The sequence below is a fragment of the Kitasatospora sp. NPDC085879 genome (assembly GCF_040686255.1).
In the GTDB taxonomy this organism is placed as follows: Bacteria; Actinomycetota; Actinomycetes; order Streptomycetales; family Streptomycetaceae; genus Kitasatospora.
This window is the reverse complement of sequence record NZ_JBFBJZ010000023.1, coordinates 104,691-128,070: the sequence shown is the minus strand read 5'-3', so window position 1 is coordinate 128,070 and position 23,380 is coordinate 104,691. Positions and strand designations below refer to the sequence as shown.

Genomic DNA, 23,380 nt, shown 5'->3' with positions numbered 1-23,380 from the left:
ACGAGAACACCGCCTTCCCCACGCAGACCAAACTCACCCTGGCGGTCGCAGCTTGACCCGCTAACCGCATCGGATGTCTTCGTCGCCGCCCTGGAATCCGGCTGCACCTCCTGGACCGGCCTGCTGGACGCGGTCCGGCTGGGACCGGCCGACGACGTCCTGTTCTGGCTGCTGCCACCGACCGCGTGGCGGGACGGCGGACCGGCGGGCAGCCCTGAGCGCACCCCCTGGGCCGGTGCCGGGAGTGGGGGGAAGGCTCGGGTTTCAGCGGGGCGGCGGAACTGCGCGGGCCGACCGACTCGTCTTCGTAGGTGCCGGAGTCTCTGATGCCCGGCTGCGCGGAGGTGAGCTCGGATGAAGACCTTCGAGCGTGAGCTGGGCTGGTGGAGGTCCCTACCTCCAGCCGCCCGCCGGATCGCCGCCGTCGCTGTCAGCGGCGGCGCCGTGCTGCTCGCGGCGCTGTTGGCGGTCGTGCTCACCATCGGCGGCGGGGGCTCGCCCGGTCGTACGGGGGCCGGCCCGCAGCCCACCCCGACCAGTCCCGGCAGCACGGGTGCTGTGTCGCCGCTCACCGGGCTCCCGGGGGAGGCGGGCAGGATCATCGCCGTCAAGGTCGACAACGCGGCCGCTGCCCGACCGCAGACGGGCGTGAACGCGGCCGACGTGGTCTACGCGATCGAGGTCGAGGGCGGCATCTCGCGGTTCCTGGCGATCTACGACTCGAACCACCTTCCCGCCGGCGACCGGATCGGCCCGGTGCGCAGCGCCCGGGAGAGCGATCTGCCGATCCTGCAGCAGTACGGGCGCGTGGACTTCGCCTACTCCGGGGCGCAGACCCGGTTCCTGCCGGTGCTCGCCCAGGCCGATGTGTTCAACTGCTCGCCGCAGCAGGACAATTCGTTCATCCGCGGGCAGTGGAACGTGCCGCCGTTCAACCTGTACGTGGTGCCGTCCGGGATTCTGCGCCACTTCCCGGACGCGGCCGCGGCCCGCGACGTCGGCTTCCGCTTCGGCGACGCGCCGACCGGGGGTGTGCCGACGGCCTCGTTCACCGCGCGGATGCCCGCGGCCTCGTTCACATTCACCTGGTCCGCCGCGGAGGGGAGGTACCTGGTGGCAGTGGACGGCAGGCCGGCCATGACGACGGACGCCGGGCAGATGGGTGCGCCGACGATCGTGGTGCAGAAGGTCGCCGAGACCACCTCGCCCCGCAGGCTCGTCGACTCCTCCGGTGCGCTTCTGCCCTTCGCGCCGACGGTCGGCAGCGGCGAGGCGGTGTTCCTTCGGGACGGCATGGCGTACCGGGGCAGCTGGTCGCGGCCCAGCGCTGCCGGCGGCACGGAGTTCAGCTACGCGGGGCAGCGGATGGCGTTCCACCCCGGGCAGGTCTGGGTCGTCCTCGAACCCGCCTGACGCCGGCCGTCGGGTCGCGGGCGGCCCCGCGACCACCGGCGCCCAGGGTCAGGCCGCGGGCGGGGTCTCGACCGGGGTGAGCAGGACGAAGTCCGCGCCGTTCGGGTCGACGCAGACGGCGAAGCGGCCGACGCCCTCGGCGTCCACGGGGCCCATCTGCCGAAGTGCCTCTGCAAGGCCGTGATGAGCCTGGACCCGACTGGTCAATGCCAACTACGCCTTCCGGATGGCTCGCTGATTGGCAATCATGTCGCGGTACCAGGCGTACGAGGCCTTGGGTGTCCGCCGCTGCGTCTCGAAGTCGACGTGGACGAGGCCGAAGCGCTGGTGGTAGCCCTCAGCTCGTCGAACAGGGTGTCATCGTGCGGGCCAGTGGGTCACTCCTGCCGGGACCGCGCCTCTTCTCGGGAACCATGCTCCCTGGGGCTGCACGGACCCGTTGCATTCAGCGCTACCGCGGTGCTTCGCCCAGAACTCCGATGCAGCCGCCGTGCGCGGGGATGCCCCTGATGGGCGAGCAACTCCACCACCTTGTCGACCGCGGCCCCGACGACCTCGTGCTCCCAGACCCTCAACGGAAGCCAACCCAGCCGAACGAGGCGTGCATCGGTGTCCTTGTCGCGGCGTACGTTGTCGTCGAGCTTCCGCCACCACCACTCGGCATTGTGCTTCGGCGCGTGCAGGTGCTCGGGGCACGCATGCCAGAAGCAACCCTGCACGAACACTGCGGTGCGCCAGCGCACGAACGTGATGTCCGCCCTCCGGCGCCTCATGCTGGGAAGAGGCATGTTCACTCGGTAACGGAAGCCCAGTGCATGCAGTGCCCGCCGGAGGGCGAGTTCGGGTCTCGTGTTCACGCCGCGCTGCGCCCGCATCACCCGGCGGGCATGGGCGTCCCTCGGTCGCGGGAACGCCCTCCTGACACCCATCTCTTCCATGCTCCGATCAACTCCGGTCGAGGCACGGTGGTCACTGGGACCGGGTCACCCATCTGGCTGGCGGTCAACACGACGCGCCTCCGAGACCTCGGGCATCGAGCCCCTGCGCCCGCCGAGCATGGTGTGCTCCTGGCCAACTCCCGCCTCCTCGCACGTGATTGTCGCCACCAGGAGTGTCGGTCCGCTCCGTACACTGGAGTCGCGAGTACGTCGTCGAGTGTTTCCGCCGATTCGAAGGCGAGGCCATGTCCGACTCCTCCAGCCCGCTCCCCCCTCCCCGCACATCCGCCCGACGTCCGACGGCCCGTGCCACCTCCCAAGCCCGTTTCGACCAGCCCGAGTTGCTCACCGACCGGTTGCTGATCCAGGTGGACGCCTCCCGAGTGGGGTTCGTACGGGACCAGCTCGATCCCGTCCGGAGCGGGCTCGTGATCAGTGGGCCGAAGGCCCTCAGGAAGGCATCGGAGCTCCGGTACGAGGACTTCTCGGGTGTGCTCATCGCCGACCCGGCGCTCTACGAGGACGGCGTCGCGACGGCGGAGGAGCCCTTCCTGTCGCGCTCCGACGAGCTGCCCGCCGCAGATCCCCTCGGCCAGGCGGTCCAGGACCAACTCGCCGTCGGCGCGACGGCGGCACTCACGCCGACCGGGTACCTCCGCGCCGGGGACACGGCCGCGGTACGAGCTGCTGTGCGCGACGTGGCGGCGCGCGAGGACCTCCGGATCGTGCTCGCTCTCCCGATCGACGTCGGCTGGCTGCGCAGCGACCTGGTCGGCCGTCTCGTCGAAGAACTGGGCCCGGCACCCGGCATGAAGGCCATCATGCTCGGCGGCCAGCTGGACCCACTGGCGAGCTTCCCCGAGGCCCTCACCGGGCTGGCGCGGGTACTGGCCCAGGTGCCCGGAACCGCGCTGCTGCGGGCCGATCTCGCGGCGTTCGGCGCGCTGGCACGGGGTGCGGCGTTCGCCGCCTACGGGCTGTCCGGGCGCTTCCGGCACGTCGTGCCGCCCGGTGAGCCCGCGAAGAGCTCGGGGTTCGCCGACTCCCCGGCCGTGCTGTTCCCCGAGCTGATGGCCCTGTTCCTCGGCAAGACCCTCGCACGCCGCTTCGCCGCGGCGCACGCACCCGTGTGCGAATGCGCTGCCTGCGGACGCCGGACGTTGGACAGCTTCCCGAGCAACCGCGACGTCCGGCCGGCAGCGCAGCACAACACGGCGGTACTGATGTCCTGGCAGCAGACGTTGCAGTCCCTGGCGGCCGGGCCCGCCCGCCAGCGGCGGTGGCAGGAGTGCTGCCGTGCCGCAGTGGAGCGGTACGCGCTGGTCAATGCCGCCATCCGGCAGCCGAACGGCTTCAAGGTACAGCCACAGCTGCTGAGATGGTCCCTCCTCGACGCGGCCGACTCGGCACCGGCCGGCGCGGGAGCCGACTGACGGGCGGACCGGCGGCTCAGACCAGTCGTCCGTACAGCTCCTCGACGAAGTGCCAGGCCGCGGCGGTGTGCCGCTGCGGCCGGTACGCCTCGGGTTCCAGGGCGATCCGGATCCCGTCCGGCTCATCGACGAGCACGCCGATGCCGTAGAAGGAGGCCTCCGCCAAGGTTTCGTCCCATCCTGCGCGCGGGACCTCGTCGAGCAGGACGGCCCGGCGGCAGAAGGGTGCGAACCGGCCGGCGCGCTCCAGACCCGTCCGCCATCCGGCGGCCCGCACGACCGCGAGGTCAACGGCGAGCGGCCGAACCGCCCGGCGCGTCACCAGATCCGCGTCCCACTCGACCGCTCCTCGCGGGAGGTCACGGACCTCGGCCTGCTCCGGCAAGGAACCAACCGGAACCGGAAGGCCGACCGGAAGGCCGAGCAGGCGCTCCAGCGCCGGGATGCTGTCCAGCCGCTCGGAACCGGCCGCCTGCCGCCTGCGGTGCTCGGTCTCATCGACCCGGTACAGCAGGAGGGCACGGGTACCCAGGACCGAGAGCATGACGCCTTCGCTCTCCGACGACACCTGCGGCAGCACCTCGCGCACCGAGCGCCACGCCACGGGATTCGCCACAGTCGCCACGGGCCTACCCTGCCCTACCGGCCGGCGCGACGGCCAGGCGCCCCTCCGCCCGCGCCCCGTACGAGTCCGCCAGTGGACGTCGCTGACGGGCCGGCACCCGGAGGCCGGATCCCGGGAGCCGTGGGGCCCCTCCGGGCTGACCAGCAGTGGCCCTGAACCGCGCCCTCATGCATGACACTCACCGAGGTCCGCGTTGTGGAACACCCTGCCTCGTCACCTCCGCCAGCGCGGCGCCTTCGGCGTGCGCACCCGGGTCTCGGAGTCGAGGTGCACCGGGCCGAAGCGCCTCGGTCGGAGTCGTCCGTGTCCCCGCCCGGCCGAAGGTCCGACGGTCGGGCCGTCGCCTGTCGAACCCGCCCGGTGACACTGCGTGAGCCTGCTGGGAGGCCCGCCTCCGGTTGACAGGACACTCGACGACGAGGCTACGTTGGGTGTCGAGGCAGTCTCACTTTGTGATCGGTGCTGCCTGTCACCCACCGTGAGGAACCCGAGCGTGACCACGGCCCCCACCCGTCCCCCCGGATCGCCCACCTCCGCCGCACCCACCCGCGCACCTTCGCCGGCATCGTCGACGACAAGCCGAAGAGCCACCGTCTGATGCGCCGGGGCATCCCGTACGGCCGGAGTTCTTGCGCGGAGCGGACGACGGCAAGGGCCGCGGGCTGAGGTTCGGCCGCCGCGGCGCCTCACTGGAGGAGCAGTTCTGGCCGGTCCGACAGCACTGGTCCAACCCCCGAGTCCAGCGCCGGAGACCCGAAGTCCCCCGCACACGTCCCCAACGGCTTCGACAGGGCCGGGACCGGACTCGCGGACGGCACCTCCGGCACCGTCGACATGAAGCCCTTCGTCCGCACGACGGGGGCGTCTACGCCTCGACCGCCTCGACCCCCCTCGATCACCACGCTGCGAGCCCTCGCCGAGGGCGAGGACCCTCCCCAACGAGCCGGCCGGTTCCCGACCGCCGAGCGCCCCGAGGAGACACCATGGAGAACCCTGTCATCGAAGGAACGGCTGGCGACCGCGCCCGCTGGCAGACCTGCCGCCAGCTGGCGCGCGAGCTGCTGCTGGTCGGTCCGGACGACAAGGACCTGAAGCTCCGCTACCTCGATGTTCTGATCAAGGACGGCATCCCGGAGACCGACGAGCCCAAGGACGTGCTGATCATCGGCGCGGGCATCGCGGGCCTGGTCGCCGGCAAGCTGCTCAAGGACGCCGGACACAACGTCACCATTCTGGAGGCCAACGCCAGCCGGGTGGGCGGGCGGATCAAGACCTTCCGGTCCACCGACGACACGGCCGACGGACCGTTCCGCGACCCGGAGCAGTACGCGGAGGCCGGGGCCATGCGGCTGCCCAGCTTCCACCCGCTCACCCTCGCGCTGGTCGACAGCCTCGGCCTGCGCCGGCAGCTGTTCTACAACGTCGACGTCGATCCGGACACCGGAAACCAGCACGCACCCGCCCCGCCGGTGGTCTACGAGTCGTTCGAGCCCGGCAAGGTCTGGAAGTACGGCGCGGACAGCCCGGACTTCCGCGAACCGGTCAAGCGCTTCAACTCCTGGATCCGCACCAACCGGGTCCAGGCCCGCCGCAAGGACTACGCCGCCGATCCGAGCTGCGTCAACGAGGGCTTCCACCTCACCGGAGACGAGGTGCGGATCACCGCCGCCGACATGGTCAACCAAGCCCTGGAGCCGGTCCGCGACTACTACTCGGTCATCAGGGACGGCAAGCGGGTGAACAAGCCGTTCGCCGAGTGGCTGGACGGCTGGGCCCGGGTGATCCGCGACTTCGACGGCTACTCGATGGGCCGCTTCCTGCGCGAGTACGCGGGCTTCAGCGACGAGGCGATCGAGGCGATCGGCACGATCGAGAACATGACCTCGCGGCTGCACCTGGCCTTCTTCCACACCTTCCTGGGCCGCAGCGACATCAACCCGAACGCCACGTACTGGGAGATCGAGGGCGGCAGCTGGAAGCTGCCCGACGCGCTCGCCGAGGAGCTCCGGGAGGAACTGCAGATGGGCCGGCGCATGGTCCGGATGGAGTACTGGGACCCGCGCCGGGACGGCGGGGGAGCCCGGAGCGTCGGCCCGGTCGGGCCGCAGGTCGCCGTCGAGACCGTCCCCGAGGACGACCCGGAGGCCGAACCCACCGTCTGGAAGGGCGACTTCGCGATCGTCACGGTCCCGTTCTCCGCCCTGCGGTTCGTCCAGGTGACGCCGCCGTTCTCCTACAAGAAGCGCCGGGCGATCATCGAGACCCACTACGACCAGGCCACCAAGGTGCTGCTGGAGTTCTCCCGCCGGTGGTGGGAGTTCACCGAGGCGGACTGGAAGGTCGAACTCGACTCCATCGCACCCGGCCTGTACGAGTACTACCAGCGGGCGGGCGAGGACGACGCCGAGGCGGCCGTGGCCGCCGCCCAGAACGGCCACCGTCCCCCGCGGAACCTGCCCGAGATGCTGCTCGGCGCGCACGCGAGCGTGGACGAGCGCCGGATCAGCCAGGCCCAGCGGGAGGTGTACCTGCACACCCCGCTGCTCCGGGCCAGCGTGCGCCCCGCCACCAACTGCTTCGGCGGCGGCTCGACCACCGACAACCCGAACCGCTTCATGTACTACCCCTCGCACCCGGTGCCCGGCGCCGACGGCGGCGGGGTGGTGCTGGCCAGCTACAGCTGGTCGGACGACGCGGTGCGCTGGGACTCGATGGAGGACGACGAGCGGTACGTCTACGCGCTGCGCAACCTCCAGTCGGTGCACGGCCGGCGGATCGAGGTGTTCTACACCGGCTACGGGAAGACCCAGAGCTGGCTGCGCGACCCGTACGCCTTCGGCGAGGCGGCGGTGTACACCCCGCACCAGATGACCAGCTTCCACCTCGACGTGGTCAAACCGGAGGGCCCGGTGCACTTCGCCGGCGAGCACGCCTCGCTGAAGCACGCCTGGATCGAGGGCGCGGTGGAGACCGCCGTCCGGGCAGCCATCGCCGTGCACGAGGCGCCACCGCCGCCGGCCCAGGCGGAACCGGAGATCCGGCCCGAGGTCCGGCTCGGGCGGGAGAGCCGACAGGAGGCCCTGCGCGGATGAGCGGCGACGGCGAATGGACGGTGGCCCGCTACCTGGCCACCAGGCTCGAACAGTTGGGCATCCGGCACCTGTTCGGGGTACCCGGGGACTTCCTCGGACCGTTCCTGACGATCATGCAGGCCACCACAGCCGTGCGCTGGATCGGCACCCCGACCGAGATGGGCGGCGGCTACGCCGCGGATGCCTACGCCAGGGTGCGGGCCGCCGACGCCGCCCCGGACGATCCCGAACAGGGCGTCGGAGCCGTTGCGGTGACCTACGGGGTGGGCGCGTTCAGCCTCCTCAACAGCATCGGCGGCGCCTACGTCGAGGACGTACCACTGATCGCGATCAACGCGGCGCCGTCCTACGAACAGTGGCTCAACCACCAGGCGGTCGGCCTGCTCACCTCGCACATGAGCTCGCGCCGGGAGAGCAACCTGGAGGTCTACCGGCAGGTCACGGTGGACGCACAGGTGCTCTCCAATCCGGGACTCGCACCCTCGCAGATCGACAGCGCGATCACCGCGTGCCTGACCGAGCGCAAGCCGGTCTACCTGGAGGTCATGGAGGACCTCTGGCACGCACCGTGCGAGCCTCCGCAGGGCGAACTCCGTGCCCACGAGCGGCCGTTCACTCGGCGGAACGAGGAGATGCTGGAGAAGGCCGTCACGGCAGCGGTGGAGCTGATCGGGAAATTCGGCACACCGATCGTCTGGGCCGGCGAGGAACTGGTCCGCCAGCGGCTGGAGAACGAGCTGCTGGACTTCGTCCAGACCACCCGGATGCAGTTCTGCACCACGGTCGGCGCGAAGTCCGTGGTGTCCGAACGGCACCCGCTGTTCGCCGGCGTCTACAACGGCAGGGCGAGCCTGCCGGAGATCCGGACGACCTTCAAGAACGCCGGGTGCCGGATCGGCCTGGGGACCTGGTCCACCTCCAAGAACCTCGGCGGCGAGCAGTCGATCGGCGACGACTGGATCGTGGCGGCACGCGACGGCGTCAGCGTCGGTGCCGGATACTTCCCCGATGTCCGACTCGGCCGGTTCATCACGGCGCTGCGCGACGCGCTGGCGGGACGGACATTCCCGGCCGATCACTTCGCGCTGGCGCACGCGGCAGGCCTGGACGTCCCGGCCAGCACGGCCGAGTTCCTGGACTCGCTGAGCACCGACCACTACCCGCCCGAGCTGACCTACGACAGCTTCTTCCAGCACATCAACTTCTTCCTGGAGCACCAGGCCACCGGCGGGGAGCCACAGGCCCCCTCGCCGTTCACGGTGGTCTCGGACGCGGCGTTCGCGCTGCTGGGCTCGATGAACCTGCGGATCACCGAGCGGGCCGGGTTCCTGGCGCAGAACAGCTGGCTGTCCATCGGCTACTCCGTCGGCGCGGCCACAGGCGTGGCGCTGGGACGACAGCAACCGATGAAGCGCCCGCTCGTCTTCGTCGGGGACGGCTCGTTCCAGGAGATCTGCCAGGAGCTGTCCACCCACGTGCGTCACCATCTGAGGCCGGTGGTCTTCGTTCTGGACAACGAGGGCTTCTACGGCATCGAGCAGATGCTGGTCAGCCCCTGCTACTACAAGGAGAAGCCGTCCAACGGGGCCGACTTCTACAACGTGCTGCACCCGTGGCGCTACGAGAAGCTGGCCGAGGTCTTCGGCACGGACAAGGACCGGATGCACGGGTACGAGCTCACCACCCACACCGAGCTCGACTCACTGCTGCTGGACATCGCCGATCCCGGCAACGACCTCAACCACGCACCGATCCTGGCCCGCGTCCGGCTCAGCCGGCACGACTACCCGAAGGCGCTCCAGTACAAGATCGACGAGAAGTGCACGTAGCCGCCCGGATCCACCGGCCCCCGTCCCCGACGGGGGCCGGTGCGCGCCGAACGGCGCGGTGGCCCTCCGCCCGTCGCAGCCGGCCGGTCGCTACGGGGTCGTGCTGCGGTTCCGGACGGCTCGATGAGCAGCAATCCGCGGTACCACGCGTACGACGCCTTCGGGGTGCGCACCTGCGTCTCGAAGTCCACGTGCACCAGCCCGAAGCGCTGGTGGAACCCTTCAGCGCGTCGAACAGACTGTCATTCTACCCAGGAGCCGCCTCCGGCCTTCCCCTCGTGGCGTAGAGGCCGTGACTGAAGGGGTAGTTGGGAGTAATGGCGGAGAAGAGGCGGAAGTTCGACGTGGAGTTCCGCGGGGAGCTGTGCGGACCGCGGCTGGACAGTCGCGCCCGGCGCGCCTGGCCACGACGATCTCGTTGATCAGTCGTCTGCTCGCGGTCGGACCGGTGGGCACCCACGGCAGCTCCACGCGGGTCAGCTGCCGCTGCAGGCACTGGAGCAGTGACATGAAGTCCCAGACCGCGAAGACGTGGTGCTCCTGGAAGACCCGGACCCGCTCGATGGAGTTGATTCCGGCCCTCGCACAGCGGAACCTGCGCCTCCGGACCGGGGACGGAATGCCCGGTCAGGTGACCAGGCCGTGACGGTAGGCATAGATGACGGCCTGGACCCGGTCGCGGAGTTGAAGTTTGGTGAGGATGCGCGAGACGAAGGTCTTGACGGTCTCATGGCTGATGACGAGGGTTGCGGCGATCTCGCTGTTGGAGAGGCCGTCGGCGATGAGGCGGAGAACCTCCAGTTCGCGAGGAGTGAGCGGGATGTCTCGGTGGGTCTTCTCGGCGGGGCGGATGCGGGCGGCGTAGCGCCCGACGAGGCGGCGTGTCACGTCGGGGTCGAGGAGGGCCGCGCCGGTGGCCACGGTCCGGATGCCGTGGAGCAGTCGGTCGGGAGGGGCGTCCTTGAGGAGGAAGCCGCAGGCGCCGACGCGCAGTGCCTCGTAGACGTACTCGTCCAGGTTGAACGTGGTCACCACGAGGACTTTGACGGGGTGGGGCACTCCGACGCCGGCCAGCAGGCGGGTGGCTTCGAGGCCGTCGAGGACCGGCATGCGGATGTCCATCACGACGACGTCGGGGCGTACCTTGCGGGCGAGGTCGACCCCGGTCCGTCCGTCTCCGCACTCGCCCGCCACCTCCATGTCGGGCTGGGCACCGATGATGGTGACCAGGCCGGTGCGGACCAGCATCTGGTCGTCGCAGACCAGGACCCGGATCGGTGCGCTCACGAGGTGCCGTCGGCGGGGATGCGTGCCCGGACGGTGAAGCCGCCGTCCGGGCCGCAGCCGGCGCTGAAGTCGCCGCCCAGAACGTCGACGCGCTCGCGCAGGCCCGCCAGGCCCCGTCCGCTGCCGGCGGCGACGGCGGTGGCGCGTGAGCCGGTTCCGTCCGTGCTGACCTCCACGGTGATCTCCATCTCGCCGCGCTGAACCTGCACGGAAGTGCGGCTGCCGTGAGCGTACTTGAGGGCGTTGGTCAGTGCTTCCTGCACCACCCGGTAGGCAACGAGGTCGGCGCTGCCGGTCGATGCCGGCGGTGTGCCCCGCTCGGTGAAGTCCACGGGCTGTCCGGCCCGGCGGGTCTGCTCGACGAGCGTGAGGACCCTGCCGACTGCCGGTGTCCTGGCCTGGGTGGCCTCCGCCGGGCCGACGCCGTGGTCGGTGTCGTGACCGGGGTTGAGCAGGTCCAGCAGGTGACGCAGGTCGGTGAGGGCGCGGCGGCCGGTGTCGCTGACAGCGGTCAGGGACTGCTCCAGCCGCTCGGGTGCGGCGGTCAGGTAGCGGGCGGCTTCGGCCTGGACGACCATCGCGGTCACGTGGTGGGTCACCACGTCGTGCAACTCGCGGGCGATGCGGATGCGTTCGGCAGTGCGGGTCTCGGAAGCCACACGCTCGCGGCGTGCAACCTCCGCGGCCCGTGTGGAACGCAGCCACGCCCCGGCTCCCCAGGCCAGGGCGAGCGTCAGGTAGAACGTCACGAACTCCGTCGCCGTCTCGCCGCCCGAACCGAGCCGGGCAAGCGCGATCGCCAGAGGCACGTACGCCACGGACAGAAGGACCACGGTGGTGCGCCGGCGCTGTTCCAGATGGAGGCCGGCGCTGATCAGCGCGACGGGCAGGGTGGTCCCGGCGGCCGAGTGGTAGCCGCACAACTGGTCAAGGGCGAAGCCGCTCGCCACCAGCCCGAGACAGATGACCGGCCACCGCCGGCGCACCACGAGGGAGAGGCATTCGAGCGCGAGGGCCACGACGGCCAGCGCGTCGAAGGGGCGGGTCGGCAGGTCCCCGACCTGCGTCCCGTGGCCGCGCAGTCCCGGCAGGAACGACGCGACCAGGAACAGTGTCCCGAGAGGGAGGTCGCGGAGGGTGACGTCCAGCCGGCGCCACACCTGAGCGGCCCCCTGAAGGCTCATCACCGGGCGAGTGTAGCGAGGGCGTCGACGCGCTCGGCACGCCGGCGGGGGACGATGTGGCCGCGCCGACGGGCCAGCCACAGGAAGACGACCGTGAGCAGCGCGCCGGACAGCGTCGCGTACACGCTGGCCTCCGGGCCGAACTCGCCGCCGGTGATCAGCTCGGCCCCCGACGTCGAGGCGTCCAGCAGTCCGTGTGTGTCGCCGTTGCCCGATACCTCGGTGCCGAAGATGCCGGACTCCGCGAAGTTCCAGCCGAAGTGCAGGCCGATCGGCAGCCACAGGGAGCGGGTGGCGGCGTACGCGGCGGCGAGCATGCCGCCGGCCTCGATGGCGATGGCGACGCCGCCCAGCAGGGTGGCGTCCTTGTTGAGCAGGTGGGACGCACCGAACATGGTGCCGGACAGGGCCAGCGCGATGTACGTTCCGAGGCCGCGCTCCACGAGCCGGAAGAGCAGACCGCGGAACATCAGTTCCTCCGTGACGGCGGCGCCCGCCATGAAGCCGACCAGCCCGATCGCCCCGGTCGGCGAGCCGAAGCCGTGGACCTTGTAGTCCCCGAGGAAGTAGATGTTCGCAATGACAGCTCCGAACATCGCGACCCCGACCACCAGGCCCCGCAGGAGCGACCCGGACGCTCCCTCGCGGGCCAGTTCCGTGACCGGGCGCCGCTCGGTACGCCCCACGACCCATCGGTAGACGAGCACCGAGAGCACGACCGTCACGCTGCCCACGAGGAGCGAGAGCCACGGGTTGTCCTGGACCGCGGTGGCACCTCGACCGCCGACCGCACAGGCCAGGACCACGGCCAGGACCTGCCACACCAGTTTCATGACGACTCCTTCTTCGGTTCCGTTTCCCGTTCCCGTTCCCGGTCCGGTCCGCGACCGAGGCGCCGCGGCTGAACTGAACGCTAGGAAAATGGTGATGAGGAATCGTCACCTCACCGAGGACACCTGCACGTAGCTCTCACGGGGGACAGAAGCCCCAGCCACTCCTCCATCGGCCCGCCCGGTGCCGAACCTGCAGCCGATCCGCCCGGCCCTGGTCGGCATCGGCGGTCGGCTCCGCGACGACTGTCTCGACCTGTTCGGCGACGACGACACCACCGGCAGGTCCACCGACGCCGACCTCCGCGCGGGCCGCCGCAGCTACGCCGTGAGCGCCCTGCTCGCCGCTGCGGACGAGACGCAGCGGGCCGTGGTGGAGTCCGCGCTCGGTGACCCGTACTGCCCCGCCGACACGATCGAGCACATCCGCGAGCCGGCCCGGCTGCCGGGCGTGGACGGGAAGCTCTGCTCCGGCCCGCCGCCGCACTCGTACGGTGGGTGTATGGCTGGACGGGTAGCCGGTTGGCCGGTGGCAGGCGCTGTCGGCATGCCCGAGCACAGGATCGGCACGCAGGAGGAGTTCGAGGCGGCCCGGGAGGAGCTGCCGGCGGAGGAGAAGAAGCTCACCCGCCGAAGTGACGAGCTCGCGCGGAAGCGGCGGGAGCTTCCCTGGGTGCCGGTCGAGAAGGACTACCGTTTCGAGACCGCGGACGGCACCAAGTCGCTCGCGGACCTCTTCGGCGGGCGCTCGCAGCTGCTCGTTCACCACGTCATGTTCGGCCCGCCCTACGAGGCCGGATGCCCGGCCACAACCTCGACACCGGCCGCGAGCATGTTGGCGGCGATCTGATCCGCCAGCGCGTCGTGGCAGATCAGCAGGTCCATCGGTGGGTCGCCCTTCATGACGATCCGGTAGCCGCTGCTCGTCCGCTCGAGTTGCCAGTCGTGCCGCCCGGTGGTCCACATGTCCTCGTAGCAGGCGAGGTCCGGCGCGCTGGTGCCGGCCGCAGTGTGCACGCCGGTCCTGGGCGGTGGCTCGGCCTGGAACGAGACCCCGGGAAGATAGCCGCCCGGCACGGCGGTCTGGAAGTGGAGCTCGGGGTATCGGTCGTCTCCGAGCGCCTCCAGCACCTCGGCCGCTGGGTAGCCGAACAGGTCGATGTCGTCGAGTACGACGGGGACGGCGGCCGGACCGCGCCACGCGGGCCCCGGCGCACCACGTCCGACCACGCCCCGGCCGGGAATCGGCCTTCGCGGGTGCCCGGCCCGGCTCAGCACGACGTACGCCATCAGCAGGTCGCCAGGTTCCGGGTCGTGCTGGTCACCCCTCGCGCAGGCGGTCAGCTCAAGATCGCCCCACTGGACGGTGAAGATCCACGTCGCATCGAGACCCCCCGGACCCCGGACCTGGCCGAGGCCGGCCAAGGTCCTCCGCGTGGCGACATCGTCCATTCCGAAGCGGAGCGTTCCCGCACCGTCCGGCAGAAGGACTCCGATCCCCGGCAGCAGTTCGAACATCCGCTGATCGTGGCGGCTCACGGCCCATCGCGGCAAGCGAGTTCGTCGCCGGTAACGACGCCGTGCCGGATGCGAGCGCGCGCCGGACAGACAACGCGGCCTTCCCCGCGAGGTGGGCGTGGGCAGCCAGAACCATTGGCGGTGGCCTCCGGACTTGTTGAACACCCTGTCCCTTGCGCAGTGTCCGGGGCGCAACTGCTGCAGGCCGAGGCCGGCACGTCCGGTCAGGCTGTCGTCATGGCGGATTCGATGCTGCGGTGCCGGGCGGCGCCGTGCGCGAAATCGGGCACCGCTGACGTGCCCTCGCGCAGGTCGTCCAGGAACTGCTGGTAGGCGTGAGCGACCGCGTAGAGCGGCGCGTCGGCTCGGGGGTCCAGTTGCGGGACGTGAACATACGATTCCGGGACCGTCAGGGGAGCGAGTCCGGGGGAGGTTCCGCGGCCGCCTTCGAGGGTGACCGGGCTGAGCTGGAGATGGCCGATCGGGGCGGTGAGGACGAGGTCGCCCTCGGTGCCGTTGATCTCCCAGCGGAAGTTGGTGCCCCGGGACGTGCCTCCGCGGTAGTGGAAGGTGACCACCGCGCCGCCCGGCAGCCGTCCCGAGGCCACCACCTGGTCTGCGGCGGTCATGGGCACGGGCTGTCCGCTCTCGGTGTCCACAGCCGACGTACGCCGCGACACCAGTTGGATCCGCAGTTCCTCGGGCTCTCCCAGGACGGACGCGAGTCCGTCGAGGGTGTGGCTGAAAGGAATGGTCAGCAGCGTCGCGCCGTTGGCGGCGTCGAGCACGTAGTGATCGCCGGGGCCGACGGTGGCGCCCCAGGCACCGCCGGAGCCGACGACCGTAGTGGACAGCACCTCCCCCACGTAGCCGTCGGCCACGAGATCCCGTGCATAAGCCAGGGCCGGATGCGACCGTGCCTGGAGTCCGACGACGGTCGGCACAGCGCGGCTGCGCGCTTGCTGCGCCATGTCCTCGGCCTCCGCGAGCCCGTTGCCCAGCGGCCACTCGCACAGCACGCTCTTGCCGGCGCTCAGCGCCGTCTGCACCAGTTCCCGGTGACGCGGCACCTTCACTGCCACGACCACGAGGTCCACCTCTTCGCAGGCAGTCAGTTCGGCCGCCGTCCCGAAGGTTAGAGAGACACCGTGCTTCTGTCCGGCGCGCTCCGCCGACTGTTTCGAACTCGCGCTCAAGGCCTTCAGCTCGTAGCCCGGGACGGTGCGCAGGGCCGGCAGGTGAGAGCGCTCGGCCCAACTACCGTGCGCCCCGAGTCCGATGATCCCTACTCCGATCGGCTTCTCGGACCGGACCAGTTCGGTGAGCAGTGACTCAGATGTGTTCACGATTCGCAGCCTGTTCTCTGTATAGATGGGGCACCGGCGTCGCTCACAGTGGCCATGGACCCAGTGAGGGAGTGACCGACCACAGGGCCCCGTCATAGGAAGCAGGGCCATGTGTCGAGCAGGGCGCCGAGGCAGGAGATCCGCGCCCGGTGGGCACGGGATCGGAGTGCGTGGGTCAGCGGGTGATGCCGCAGATGGGCGTGAAGGACACGGTGGTGTTGCAGGTGACGCGGAACTTCTGGCCCGGTTTCACCGAGCATGCCGACGGAGACCATGTCGGTGGAGGCCGCGAAGTCCGGCCGGCCGTCGGCGGTCAGTTCCGTGCGCTTGCAGACGAAGTCGGGCCGCGTTCGTTGTCCAGCAGTGCCATGAGGGGTGCGGCGTAGCGGGTTCCAGCCACCGCATCGGCCGGGATGGCCTCGTCGATCGTGCGGAGGTCTGCGTCGGTCAGGGCGACGTCGGTCGCGGCCAGGGCCTCCGTGACGCGGTGGGGTCGGCGGGTGCCCAGTACGGCCACGATGGTGCCGCGCTCACGGCTCTGGGCGACGACCCAGGCGGTGGCGAGTTGCGCGACGCTGATGCCGCGCGCGTCGGCAAGCGGCCGCAGCCGTTCGACGAGGGTGAGGTTCGTGGCAAGGTTGTCGGGGTGGAAGCGGGGCAACCAGTGGGCGCGCGGGTCACCTCCGGTGGGTTGCCGGTAGGTGCCGGTGAGCAGGCCGTGTGCGAGGACCCCGTAGGCGGTGACGCCGATCCCCAACTCGCGGCAGGTGTCGAGGATGCCATCGGCCTCGGGATCACGGCTGAACAGGGAGTACTCGATCTGCACATCGCAGATCGGGTGCACGGCGTGGGCACGGCGGATGGTCTCAGGCCCCACCTCGGAGAGCCCGATGTGCCGCACGTACCCGGCCTGGACCAGCTCGGAGATGGCGCCGATCGTGTCCTCGATCGGGGTGTCGGGGGCGAGGCGGGCGGAGCGGTAGATGTCGACGTGGTCGGTGTCGAGGCGGCGCAGCGAGTAGGCGAGCGCGTTCTTCACGTGGGCGGGACGGCCCTCGATGCCGACGAAGGATCCGTCGGGGCCGCGCAGACCGCCGAACTTGACGCTCAGCAGCGCCTTTTCGCGATCGCCGGCGCGCAGGGCGCGGCGGATGAGGTCCTCGTTGTGGCCCATGCCGTAGAAGTCGGCAGTATCGAGGAGGGTGACGCCGGCGTCGAGGGCCGTGCGGATCGTGGCGATGGCGTCGGCCTCGTCGGCGGGGGCGGTGTGGTCGGACATGCCGGCGCAGCCCAGTGCGAGAGGGGGGACCTGCGGGCCGCCGGCTCCAAGGGGTCGGGTCTGCACGGTGCCTCCTGCGGGGCGAGAAGGGTGGACGCGGCCGACAGGGGGCTGCTGAGGGCGCAGCCACCTGTTAGCGTTGACATCTCAACACTAAGAAAAGGCGCGTTGATATGTCAACACCGAACGGAGAGGCCGCCGCGCCGGGCGAGGCCATGACCGACGCCGCGTGCGAGCCCGTCGACTTCTGGAGCGCCTTCAAGCGCGCCCACGAGGTCGTCCGAGCCCGCGTGATCGCGGACACCGCCGAGGCGGCGGGCCTGTCCGAACCGGACCTGACGATCCTCGCCAACCTCAACAAGGCGGGAGGCAGCCTGCGCCAGAGCGAGCTCGCCGCGTCACTCGGTTGGGACCGCACACGCATCTCCCACCAGCTCACCCGCATGGGCAAGCGTGGACTCGTCACCCGCGAACGCGCCGGCGGTGTCACCGTCACCCTCACCGACCCCGGACGTACGGCCATCACCGCCGTACACCCCGGCCTGGACACCGCGGTACGCCGCCACCTCACCGACAAGCTCTCCGCGCAGGAGATCGAAACACTGATCTCCGTGTTCCGCCGGCTGTAGGCGCCGGAACAGGGCCGGTCCAGCCAACGGCTCCGTCTCACATGCACTGGTGACGGAGGGCGACGTCAGCCCAGCAGGTCAGGGCAGCGGTCACGGCGTCCCCGTCCAGCTCGAGGCCGCATGTGAAGGCGTACAGGCGGGGCAGGTCGACTGCCTGGGCTTCGACGATCCAGGCGGTCAGGAGCTCGGCGTTCCCGTCCGCCGGTGTCAGCAGGGCGGCGAAGGAGCGAACGAGGCTGGCGAGGACGGTCGTCTCCGGACCCAGGATGCGCTCCTCCTTGAGCCGTAGCGGATGGCCTGCGCGTAGGCGCCGGAGGAGCGTTCCCGGCAAACGATCTCTGGCCGGGGCGGCCGGTGTGCCGCAAAACCGTTGCGCCCCCGTTGAGGAGATCCCGAGGTTCAAGGCCCCGCCGTACGTGGGCGCTACCTCTCTCGGCCGACGGTCACACAGCCGAGCGCGGCCGGGCAGACGGTGGGGGGCCTGCCCGGCCGCGCCGTCCTCGACGCCTGCGCGGTCAGCGGCACCGGCCCCGGCCCAACGCGGCGAGCAGCCGCGCCCACCAGGCGGACGCCCCGCGGCGAGTACTCCCGGTCGGGACGGACGAACCGTTGGCGATGCCCTCTGTGCTCGTCGAACACCATGTCTTCGCCCCTCGCGACGGCGCACTGCCTTCGAACGTCCTCCATCACCAAGGCGGCTGATCGGCATCGAACCCGACTTGGGCAAGTTCCTGCGCGGATGCCCAACTACCCGTGCTGCAGCGCCCGATGGGCAGCGATCAGGTCGCGGTACCAGGCGTACGAGGCCTTCGGGGTGCGCTTCTGCGTGTCGAAGTCGACGTGGACGAGGCCGAAGCGCTGGTGGTAGCCCTCCGCCCATTCGAAGTTGTCGAGGAGGGACCAGGTGTAGTAGCCGCGGACGTCGACACCTTCGGCGACTGCGGCGGCGAGGGCGTCGAGGTGGCCGGCGAGGTAGCTGATCCGGTCGGGGTCGCGGACGGTGCCGCCGGGGGCGGGTTCGTCGGCGACGGAGCAGCCGTTCTCGGTGATGGTGATGGGCGGGAGGGCGGCGCCGTAGCGGTCGCGGAGGCCGACGAGCAGTTCGCGGAGGCCGTCGGGGACGACGGGCCAGTCGAAGGCGGTGCGGGGGACGCCTTCGATCGGGGCCTCGCTGAAGGGGAGGCCGGGGTCGGTGGGGGCGGCGATGCGGGTGGGGTTGTAGTAGTTGACGCCGAGTCCGTCGAGGCCGGGGCCGGCGATGAGTTTCAGGTCCCCGGGGCGCACCGCGCCGCCGAGGTCCTCGGTGAGGCCGAACGCCGACAGGTCGGGGTAGTGCCCGAGCAGCAGCGGGTCGGTGAACAGCCGGTTGTGCAGGGCGTCGTAGGCGGTGGCGGCCGCCGCGTCCGCCGGGTCGGGGCCGGCGGTCCACACCGGGGTGAGGTTGTTCGCGATCATCACCCCCAGGCCGCGCTCGCGCAGCACCGCGGCGGCCAGCCCGTGGCCCAGCAGCTGGTGGTGGGCGGCGGGCAGGGCGTCGAGCATCAGCGCGCGGCCGGGGGCGTGGATGCCGAGGGCGTAGCCGTAGACCATGTGCACGAAGGGCTCGTTGAGGGTGATCCAGGTGGGCACCCGGTCGCCGAGGCGGTCCACGACCACCGAGGTGTACTCGGCGAAGCGGTACGCGGTGTCGCGGTCCAGCCAGCCACCCACGTCTTCCAGGGCCTGCGGGAGGTCCCAGTGGAAAAGGGTGGGCAGCGGGGTGATGCCGGACTCCAGTAGGGCGTCGACGAGGCGGTCGTAGAAGGCGAGCCCTTCCGGGTTGACCGGACCGGCGCCGGTGGGCTGGATGCGCGGCCAGGCGATCGAGAACCGGTAGCCGTCGAGGCCGAGGCCCTGCATCAGGGCGATGTCCTCCGGGTAGCGGTGGTAGTGGTCGCAGGCCACCGCCCCGGTGTGGCCGTCCCGGACGGCGCCGGGGCGGGCGGCGAACACGTCCCAGACGGACGGCCCGCGCCCGTCCTCCGCCACCGCTCCCTCGATCTGGTACGCCGCGGTGGAGGCTCCCCAGCGAAAGTCGGACGGGAGGTCGAGTCGGTTCGGCACAGCCTGACTCCCTGCTCACGGCAGCGACGGATGAACGGCAGTAACATGAGTTGAGCTCATGTTACTGCAATGTCGCGAAAACACACCAGCACCACGGGACCGGTTCAGGGCTGGTAGCGGTAGCCGATGAGGACGTGGGGCGGCGCCACGACGGTGGAGCGCCGGAGTACGGCCCGGAGTCCGGCGAACAGCTCGTCCACCGCAAACGGTTTCGTGAGGTGGTCGTCGGCCCCGGCGTCGAGTGCGCGGATCCGCTCGTCGACCTCGGCACGGCCCGACAGGACGATGATCGGTACGGAGAGCGAGGCACGCAGGCCCCGGATGACGTCCATGCCGTCGAAGTCGGGCAGTCCGAGGTCCAGCACGACGGCGTCCGGGCTGTTCCGGCCGACGGAGTCGAGGGCCTCCTGTCCGGTCGCGGCGGTCAGCACGGAGTAGCGCCGGGCATGCAGGTTGATCTTCAGCGCGCGCAGCAGTGCCGGTTCGTCGTCCACCACCAGGATGTGGCTCATTCCGTCTCGCCTCCGTCCGTCGGAACCGGATCCGCCGGGACGGTCTCGGCCGGGAAGGTCGCCGCCGCGGGGAGGGTGAGCAGCATGGTGGTGCCGCCGCCGGGGGTGTCCTCGACGTCGAGGGAGCCGCCCATGGCCTCGGCGAGGCCGCGGGAGAGGGCGAGGCCGAGGCCGACGCCGGTGGTGTTGTCGGTGTCGCCGAGGCGCTGGAAGGGCACGAAGACGCGGTCGCGGTCCTCGGGCCGGATGCCGGGGCCGCGGTCGATCACGCGGATCTCGACCCGGTCCTGGTGGTGGCTGGCGGCGACCAGGACCGGTGCGCCCGGGGCGTTGTAGCGCAGGGCGTTGGTGATGACGTTGGCCAGGACGCGTTCGAGCAGCGGCGGGTCGGCGAGCACCGCGGGAACGGTGTCCAGGTCCAGGGGCTGGACGGCGGCGTCCGGCCTGGCGAGGGAGTCCACGGCGCCCCGCAGCACGTCGTCGAGGCCGGTGGGTTCCAGGTGGAGGGTGAGGGCGCCGGCCTGAAGGCGGCTCATGTCGAGCAGGTTGTCCACCAGGCGGGTCAGCTTGACCAGCGACTCGTCCGCCATGTCGAGGAGTTCGGCCTGGTCCTCGGGGGCGAACTCGACCTCGGGACTGCGCAGCGATCCGACGGCGGCCATGGCGGCGGCCAGCGGGGTGCGCAGGTCGTGGCTGACGGCGGCGAGGAGCGCGGTGCGCATCCTGTCGGCGGCCTTGATCGGTTCGATCTCGGCGGCGACGGTGGCGAGCCGGTCGCGTTCCAGCGCGGCGGCGACGTGCGCGGTGAACGCGGCGAGCACGCGCTGGTCGGCGGCGGGCAGCCGGCGTCCGGCCAGGACCAGCAGGGTGTCGGTGCCGACCGGGACTTCGGTGACCACCCGGTCGGCGGCCGGGGTGTCGCCGTCGGCGTCGCTGCGCGCGAGGGCCTCGCCGCTCGCGCGGTCGAGCAGGGCGACGGAGTCCATGCCGAACGCCGTGCGGGTCTTGTCCAGCAGGGCAGGTACGGCGTCGGCGCCGCGCAGCACGCTGCCGGCGAGGGTGGAGAGCGTCTCGGCCTCGGCGGTGGCGCGGGCTGCGCGGGCGGTGAGCCTGGTGGCGTGGTCGACGACGGTGGAGACGGTGAGCGCGACGACGGCGAAGACCACCAGGGCGATGACGTTGTTGGGTTCGCCGATGGTGAAGGTGTGGACGGGTGGGATGAAGTAGTAGTTGAGCAGCAGGGAGGCGACCAGCGAGGCCAGCAGGGCGGAGGTCGCGCCGCCGAGCAGGGCGACCGCGACGACGCCGAGCTGGAAGATCAGCGCCTCGGTGGTGAGGTTCAGGGTCCCGGTGAGCTGGGAGAGGACCATGGTGAGCAGGACGGGGAGCACCAGGCCGGCGGCGTAGCCGGCGACCGTCCGCCGCCGGGAGTGCCGCCGTCCGAGGGTGGGGAGGCGGCCGCGTCCGGTGAACTCGTGGGTGACCATGTGGACGTCGATGTCCTCGGACAGGTCGACGATGGTCTGGCCGTTGCCTGGCCCGGTCAGGAAGCGGTTGAGCCGGCCGCGTCGGCTGGTGCCGAGGACGAGCTGGGTGGCGTCGTGGGCGCGGGCGAAGGCGAGCAGAGAGCTGGGGATGTCGTCGCCGACGACGACGTGGTAGCTGCCGCCGAGGGTCTCCACCAGCTGCCGCTGCTCGGCCAGTGCCCCGGGGGACGCGCCCGCCAGGCCGTCGCTGCGGGTGACGTGCACGGCGAGCAGTTCGCCGCCGGCGGTGCGGTCGGCGATCCGGGCGGCCCGCCGGATGATGGTCTCGCCCTCGGGGCCGCCGGTGAGTGCGACGACGACGCGTTCGCGGGTCTCCCAGACGCGGTCGATGTTGTGGGTGGCGCGGTAGTCGCGCAGGCCTTCGTCGACCCGTCCGGCGACCCACAGCAGGGCGACTTCGCGCAGCGCGGTGAGGTTGCCGACGCGGAAGTAGTTGGAGAGCGCGGCGTCCACCTTCTCCGCCTTGTAGACGTTTCCGTGCGCCATGCGGCGGCGAAGGGCCTGCGGGGCCATGTCCACCAGTTCGATCTGGTCGGCGCGGCGGACGACCTCGTCCGGGACGGTCTCGCGCTGCGGGATTCCGGTGATCTTCTGGACGACGTCGTTCAGCGACTCGAGGTGCTGCACGTTGACCGTGGTGATCACGTCGATGCCGGCGGCGAGGAGTTCCTCGACGTCCTGCCAGCGCTTGGCGTGCCGCCCGCCGGGGATGTTGGTGTGCGCCAGCTCGTCGACCAGGGCGACCTGCGGGCGGCGGGCGAGGATCGCGTCGAGGTCCATCTCCTGGAAGTCGGTGCCCCGGTAGCCGCGGGTCAGCCGGGGGACGAGTTCCAGGCCCTGGAGCAGGTTCTCGGTGTGCCGTCGGCCGTGGCACTCGATGAAGCCGACGACCACGTCCGCGCCCCGGTCGAGCCGTCTGTGCGCCTCGTCCAGCATCCGGTACGTCTTGCCGACACCGGGAGCCGATCCGAGGTAGACCCTCAGTTGCCCTCGGCGGACACCGGTGCCGGGGGTGAGGTCACGGGACATGGGCGCTGCTCTTTCCATGCGAAGGGCGGCCGGAATCGATGGTGAGCTCTCCATGCACGACGCCGATCGGGTGCCTTGCTCCTGCCGTCGGGTGCAGCACACGGGCGACCGACCCGGGTGCTGGGGATCCCAGCACACGGGTCGGTCCGGTCGTTTGCGCTGCCGCGCCATCACTTTGCTTGGCTCACAGCCTTGTTGAGCAGGACGACGTTGACTCCGTCCTGGCCGAGGAAGCCGAGCGAGCGGCCCTCGGTGTACTTCTCGATCAGCCGGTTCAGCGTCTCGACGGGGATGCCGCGGGTCTTGGCCACCCGGGCGACCTGCTCCTTGGCGTAGGCCACGGAGATGTGCGGGTCGAGACCGGAGCCGGAGGCGGTGACCGCGTCGACCGGGACGCTCGCCGGGTCTACGCCGTCGAAGGCGGCGATCGCGGCCCGGCGCTCCTGGACGGCCTTCAGCAGGTCCTCGCTGTTCGGGCCGAGGTTGGAAGCGCCGGAGGCCTTCGGGTCGTACGAGCCGGCGGAGAAGCGCGGCTGGAACCACTTCGGGTCCGGCTGCGCCTGCTCGTCCGGGTTCTTCTTCGGCAGGTCGTAGCTCTGGCCGATCAGGCTGGACCCGATCTCCTTGCCGTCGGACTTCACGATCGACCCGTTGGCCTTGTCGGCGAAGGCGACCTGGCTGACCCCGGTGACCAGCAGCGGATAGGCGAGGCCGAGGATGACGGTCATCACCAGCAGCATCCGCAGCGCGGTCAGGTGGGTTCGCAGAATGGTGGGCATGGTGTTC

21 protein-coding genes and 3 pseudogenes are annotated in these 23,380 nt (G+C 70.9%); 7 read left to right on the top strand and 17 right to left on the bottom strand.

Annotation, left to right across the window (positions count from 1 at the left end):
• Window positions 1-354: 354 nt before the first annotated feature.
• Complete coding sequence (locus tag AB0P35_RS19595; RefSeq protein WP_363512123.1) at window positions 355-1,413, top strand: DUF3048 domain-containing protein; 1,059 nt, start codon at window positions 355-357, stop codon at window positions 1,411-1,413.
• Window positions 1,414-1,461: 48 nt separating this feature from the next.
• Here AB0P35_RS19595 and AB0P35_RS19590 read toward each other — a convergent pair.
• From AB0P35_RS19590 to AB0P35_RS19580, 3 genes and pseudogenes are all read right to left on the bottom strand, one after another.
• Window positions 1,462-1,572, bottom strand: a pseudogene (locus tag AB0P35_RS19590) (VOC family protein); the annotation flags it as partial.
• Between the two features lie 54 nt (window positions 1,573-1,626).
• A pseudogene (locus tag AB0P35_RS19585) lies at window positions 1,627-1,746 on the bottom strand (family 1 glycosylhydrolase); the annotation flags it as partial.
• A 44-nt stretch (window positions 1,747-1,790) separates the two neighbouring features.
• Entirely contained in the window at window positions 1,791-2,342 is a 552-nt protein-coding gene (locus AB0P35_RS19580) for a very short patch repair endonuclease (RefSeq protein ID WP_363512141.1), read from the bottom strand.
• A 437-nt stretch (window positions 2,343-2,779) separates the two neighbouring features.
• Between AB0P35_RS19580 and AB0P35_RS19575 the strand changes: the two genes are divergently transcribed.
• A complete protein-coding gene (locus tag AB0P35_RS19575; protein ID WP_363512121.1) occupies window positions 2,780-3,784 on the top strand; it encodes a hypothetical protein in 1,005 nt (334 codons plus the stop codon).
• Between the two features lie 16 nt (window positions 3,785-3,800).
• Here the strand turns inward: AB0P35_RS19575 and AB0P35_RS19570 are convergent, their stop codons facing one another.
• Window positions 3,801-4,409, bottom strand: coding sequence for a hypothetical protein (locus tag AB0P35_RS19570; RefSeq protein ID WP_363512119.1), 609 nt, complete (start codon window positions 4,407-4,409; stop codon window positions 3,801-3,803).
• A 459-nt stretch (window positions 4,410-4,868) separates the two neighbouring features.
• Here AB0P35_RS19570 and AB0P35_RS19565 point away from each other — a divergent pair, with 459 nt between their 5' ends.
• The 3 genes from AB0P35_RS19565 (at window position 4,869) to AB0P35_RS19555 (ending at window position 9,330) form a co-directional block, all read left to right on the top strand.
• Window positions 4,869-5,075 carry a hypothetical protein gene (locus AB0P35_RS19565; protein WP_363512117.1) on the top strand — a complete coding sequence of 69 codons (207 nt, stop codon included), beginning with the start codon at window positions 4,869-4,871 and terminating at the stop codon, window positions 5,073-5,075.
• Between the two features lie 317 nt (window positions 5,076-5,392).
• Window positions 5,393-7,501, top strand: a complete 2,109-nt coding sequence (locus AB0P35_RS19560; RefSeq protein ID WP_363512115.1) for an FAD-dependent oxidoreductase — start codon at window positions 5,393-5,395, stop codon at window positions 7,499-7,501.
• Window positions 7,498-9,330, top strand: a complete 1,833-nt coding sequence (locus AB0P35_RS19555; RefSeq protein WP_363512113.1) for a thiamine pyrophosphate-binding protein — start codon at window positions 7,498-7,500, stop codon at window positions 9,328-9,330. Before AB0P35_RS19560 ends, AB0P35_RS19555 begins: the two co-directional genes overlap by 4 nt.
• Here AB0P35_RS19555 and AB0P35_RS19550 read toward each other — a convergent pair.
• The 5 genes and pseudogenes from AB0P35_RS19550 to AB0P35_RS19530 all read right to left on the bottom strand — a co-directional run.
• Window positions 9,285-9,557: pseudogene (locus AB0P35_RS19550) on the bottom strand (family 1 glycosylhydrolase); the annotation flags it as partial. The gene AB0P35_RS19555 and the pseudogene AB0P35_RS19550 sit on opposite strands and share 46 nt — an antisense overlap.
• A complete protein-coding gene (locus tag AB0P35_RS19545; RefSeq protein WP_363512139.1) occupies window positions 9,553-9,894 on the bottom strand; it encodes a DUF3050 domain-containing protein in 342 nt (113 codons plus the stop codon). The gene AB0P35_RS19545 and the pseudogene AB0P35_RS19550, both read right to left, overlap by 5 nt.
• Before the next feature lie 63 nt (window positions 9,895-9,957).
• Window positions 9,958-10,617 (bottom strand): response regulator transcription factor, encoded by a 660-nt coding sequence (locus AB0P35_RS19540; protein WP_363512111.1) that lies wholly within the window; start codon window positions 10,615-10,617, stop codon window positions 9,958-9,960.
• Entirely contained in the window at window positions 10,614-11,801 is a 1,188-nt protein-coding gene (locus AB0P35_RS19535) for a histidine kinase (protein WP_363512109.1), read from the bottom strand. Before AB0P35_RS19535 ends, AB0P35_RS19540 begins: the two co-directional genes overlap by 4 nt.
• Entirely contained in the window at window positions 11,801-12,634 is an 834-nt protein-coding gene (locus AB0P35_RS19530; RefSeq protein WP_363512107.1) for a CPBP family intramembrane glutamic endopeptidase, read from the bottom strand. The genes AB0P35_RS19535 and AB0P35_RS19530 overlap by 1 nt, the downstream gene beginning before the upstream one ends.
• 181 nt (window positions 12,635-12,815) lie before the next feature.
• Between AB0P35_RS19530 and AB0P35_RS19525 the strand changes: the two genes are divergently transcribed.
• Window positions 12,816-13,481: a DUF899 family protein gene (locus AB0P35_RS19525; protein WP_363512105.1), complete on the top strand. Its 666-nt coding sequence runs from the start codon at window positions 12,816-12,818 to the stop codon at window positions 13,479-13,481.
• Here the strand turns inward: AB0P35_RS19525 and AB0P35_RS19520 are convergent.
• The 3 genes from AB0P35_RS19520 to AB0P35_RS19510 all read right to left on the bottom strand — a co-directional run bounded on the left by AB0P35_RS19520 (window position 13,418) and on the right by AB0P35_RS19510 (window position 16,840).
• A complete protein-coding gene (locus AB0P35_RS19520; protein ID WP_363512103.1) occupies window positions 13,418-14,314 on the bottom strand; it encodes a hypothetical protein in 897 nt (298 codons plus the stop codon). The genes AB0P35_RS19525 and AB0P35_RS19520 overlap by 64 nt on opposite strands.
• A 59-nt stretch (window positions 14,315-14,373) precedes the next feature.
• Window positions 14,374-15,495: a Gfo/Idh/MocA family oxidoreductase gene (locus AB0P35_RS19515; RefSeq protein WP_363512101.1), complete on the bottom strand. Its 1,122-nt coding sequence runs from the start codon at window positions 15,493-15,495 to the stop codon at window positions 14,374-14,376.
• A gap of 313 nt (window positions 15,496-15,808) precedes the next feature.
• Window positions 15,809-16,840 carry an aldo/keto reductase gene (locus AB0P35_RS19510; protein WP_363512099.1) on the bottom strand — a complete coding sequence of 344 codons (1,032 nt, stop codon included), beginning with the start codon at window positions 16,838-16,840 and terminating at the stop codon, window positions 15,809-15,811.
• Between the two features lie 149 nt (window positions 16,841-16,989).
• Between AB0P35_RS19510 and AB0P35_RS19505 the strand changes: the two genes are divergently transcribed.
• On the top strand, window positions 16,990-17,403 hold the full coding sequence (locus AB0P35_RS19505; RefSeq protein ID WP_363512137.1) for a MarR family winged helix-turn-helix transcriptional regulator: 414 nt from the start codon (window positions 16,990-16,992) through the stop codon (window positions 17,401-17,403).
• A gap of 37 nt (window positions 17,404-17,440) precedes the next feature.
• Here the strand turns inward: AB0P35_RS19505 and AB0P35_RS19500 are convergent, their stop codons facing one another.
• The 5 genes from AB0P35_RS19500 to kdpC all read right to left on the bottom strand — a co-directional run bounded on the left by AB0P35_RS19500 (window position 17,441) and on the right by kdpC (window position 23,373).
• Window positions 17,441-17,734, bottom strand: coding sequence for a hypothetical protein (locus tag AB0P35_RS19500; RefSeq protein WP_363512097.1), 294 nt, complete (start codon window positions 17,732-17,734; stop codon window positions 17,441-17,443).
• Window positions 17,735-18,150: 416 nt separating this feature from the next.
• Complete coding sequence (locus tag AB0P35_RS19495; protein WP_363512095.1) at window positions 18,151-19,506, bottom strand: GH1 family beta-glucosidase; 1,356 nt, start codon at window positions 19,504-19,506, stop codon at window positions 18,151-18,153.
• Window positions 19,507-19,610: 104 nt separating this feature from the next.
• Window positions 19,611-20,018, bottom strand: a complete 408-nt coding sequence (locus AB0P35_RS19490; protein ID WP_363512093.1) for a response regulator — start codon at window positions 20,016-20,018, stop codon at window positions 19,611-19,613.
• Window positions 20,015-22,594, bottom strand: a complete 2,580-nt coding sequence (locus tag AB0P35_RS19485) for an ATP-binding protein (protein ID WP_363512091.1) — start codon at window positions 22,592-22,594, stop codon at window positions 20,015-20,017. The genes AB0P35_RS19490 and AB0P35_RS19485 overlap by 4 nt, the downstream gene beginning before the upstream one ends.
• Before the next feature lie 170 nt (window positions 22,595-22,764).
• The gene (gene kdpC, locus AB0P35_RS19480) at window positions 22,765-23,373 is read right to left on the bottom strand and encodes a potassium-transporting ATPase subunit KdpC (RefSeq protein WP_363512089.1); all 609 of its coding nucleotides are present in this window, start codon (window positions 23,371-23,373) and stop codon (window positions 22,765-22,767) included.
• Window positions 23,374-23,380 lie beyond the last annotated feature (7 nt).

Coding starts and splice junctions, on each gene's coding strand:
- AB0P35_RS19595 (WP_363512123.1), top strand. CDS start 355: ATGAAGACCTTCGAGCGTGAGCTGGGCTGGTGGAGGTCCCTACCTCCA.
- AB0P35_RS19580 (WP_363512141.1), bottom strand. CDS start 2,342: ATGGGTGTCAGGAGGGCGTTCCCGCGACCGAGGGACGCCCATGCCCGC.
- AB0P35_RS19560 (WP_363512115.1), top strand. CDS start 5,393: ATGGAGAACCCTGTCATCGAAGGAACGGCTGGCGACCGCGCCCGCTGG.
- AB0P35_RS19555 (WP_363512113.1), top strand. CDS start 7,498: ATGAGCGGCGACGGCGAATGGACGGTGGCCCGCTACCTGGCCACCAGG.
- AB0P35_RS19535 (WP_363512109.1), bottom strand. CDS start 11,801: ATGAGCCTTCAGGGGGCCGCTCAGGTGTGGCGCCGGCTGGACGTCACC.
- AB0P35_RS19530 (WP_363512107.1), bottom strand. CDS start 12,634: ATGAAACTGGTGTGGCAGGTCCTGGCCGTGGTCCTGGCCTGTGCGGTC.
- AB0P35_RS19505 (WP_363512137.1), top strand. CDS start 16,990: ATGACCGACGCCGCGTGCGAGCCCGTCGACTTCTGGAGCGCCTTCAAG.
- AB0P35_RS19490 (WP_363512093.1), bottom strand. CDS start 20,018: ATGAGCCACATCCTGGTGGTGGACGACGAACCGGCACTGCTGCGCGCG.
- AB0P35_RS19485 (WP_363512091.1), bottom strand. CDS start 22,594: ATGTCCCGTGACCTCACCCCCGGCACCGGTGTCCGCCGAGGGCAACTG.
- kdpC (WP_363512089.1), bottom strand. CDS start 23,373: ATGCCCACCATTCTGCGAACCCACCTGACCGCGCTGCGGATGCTGCTG.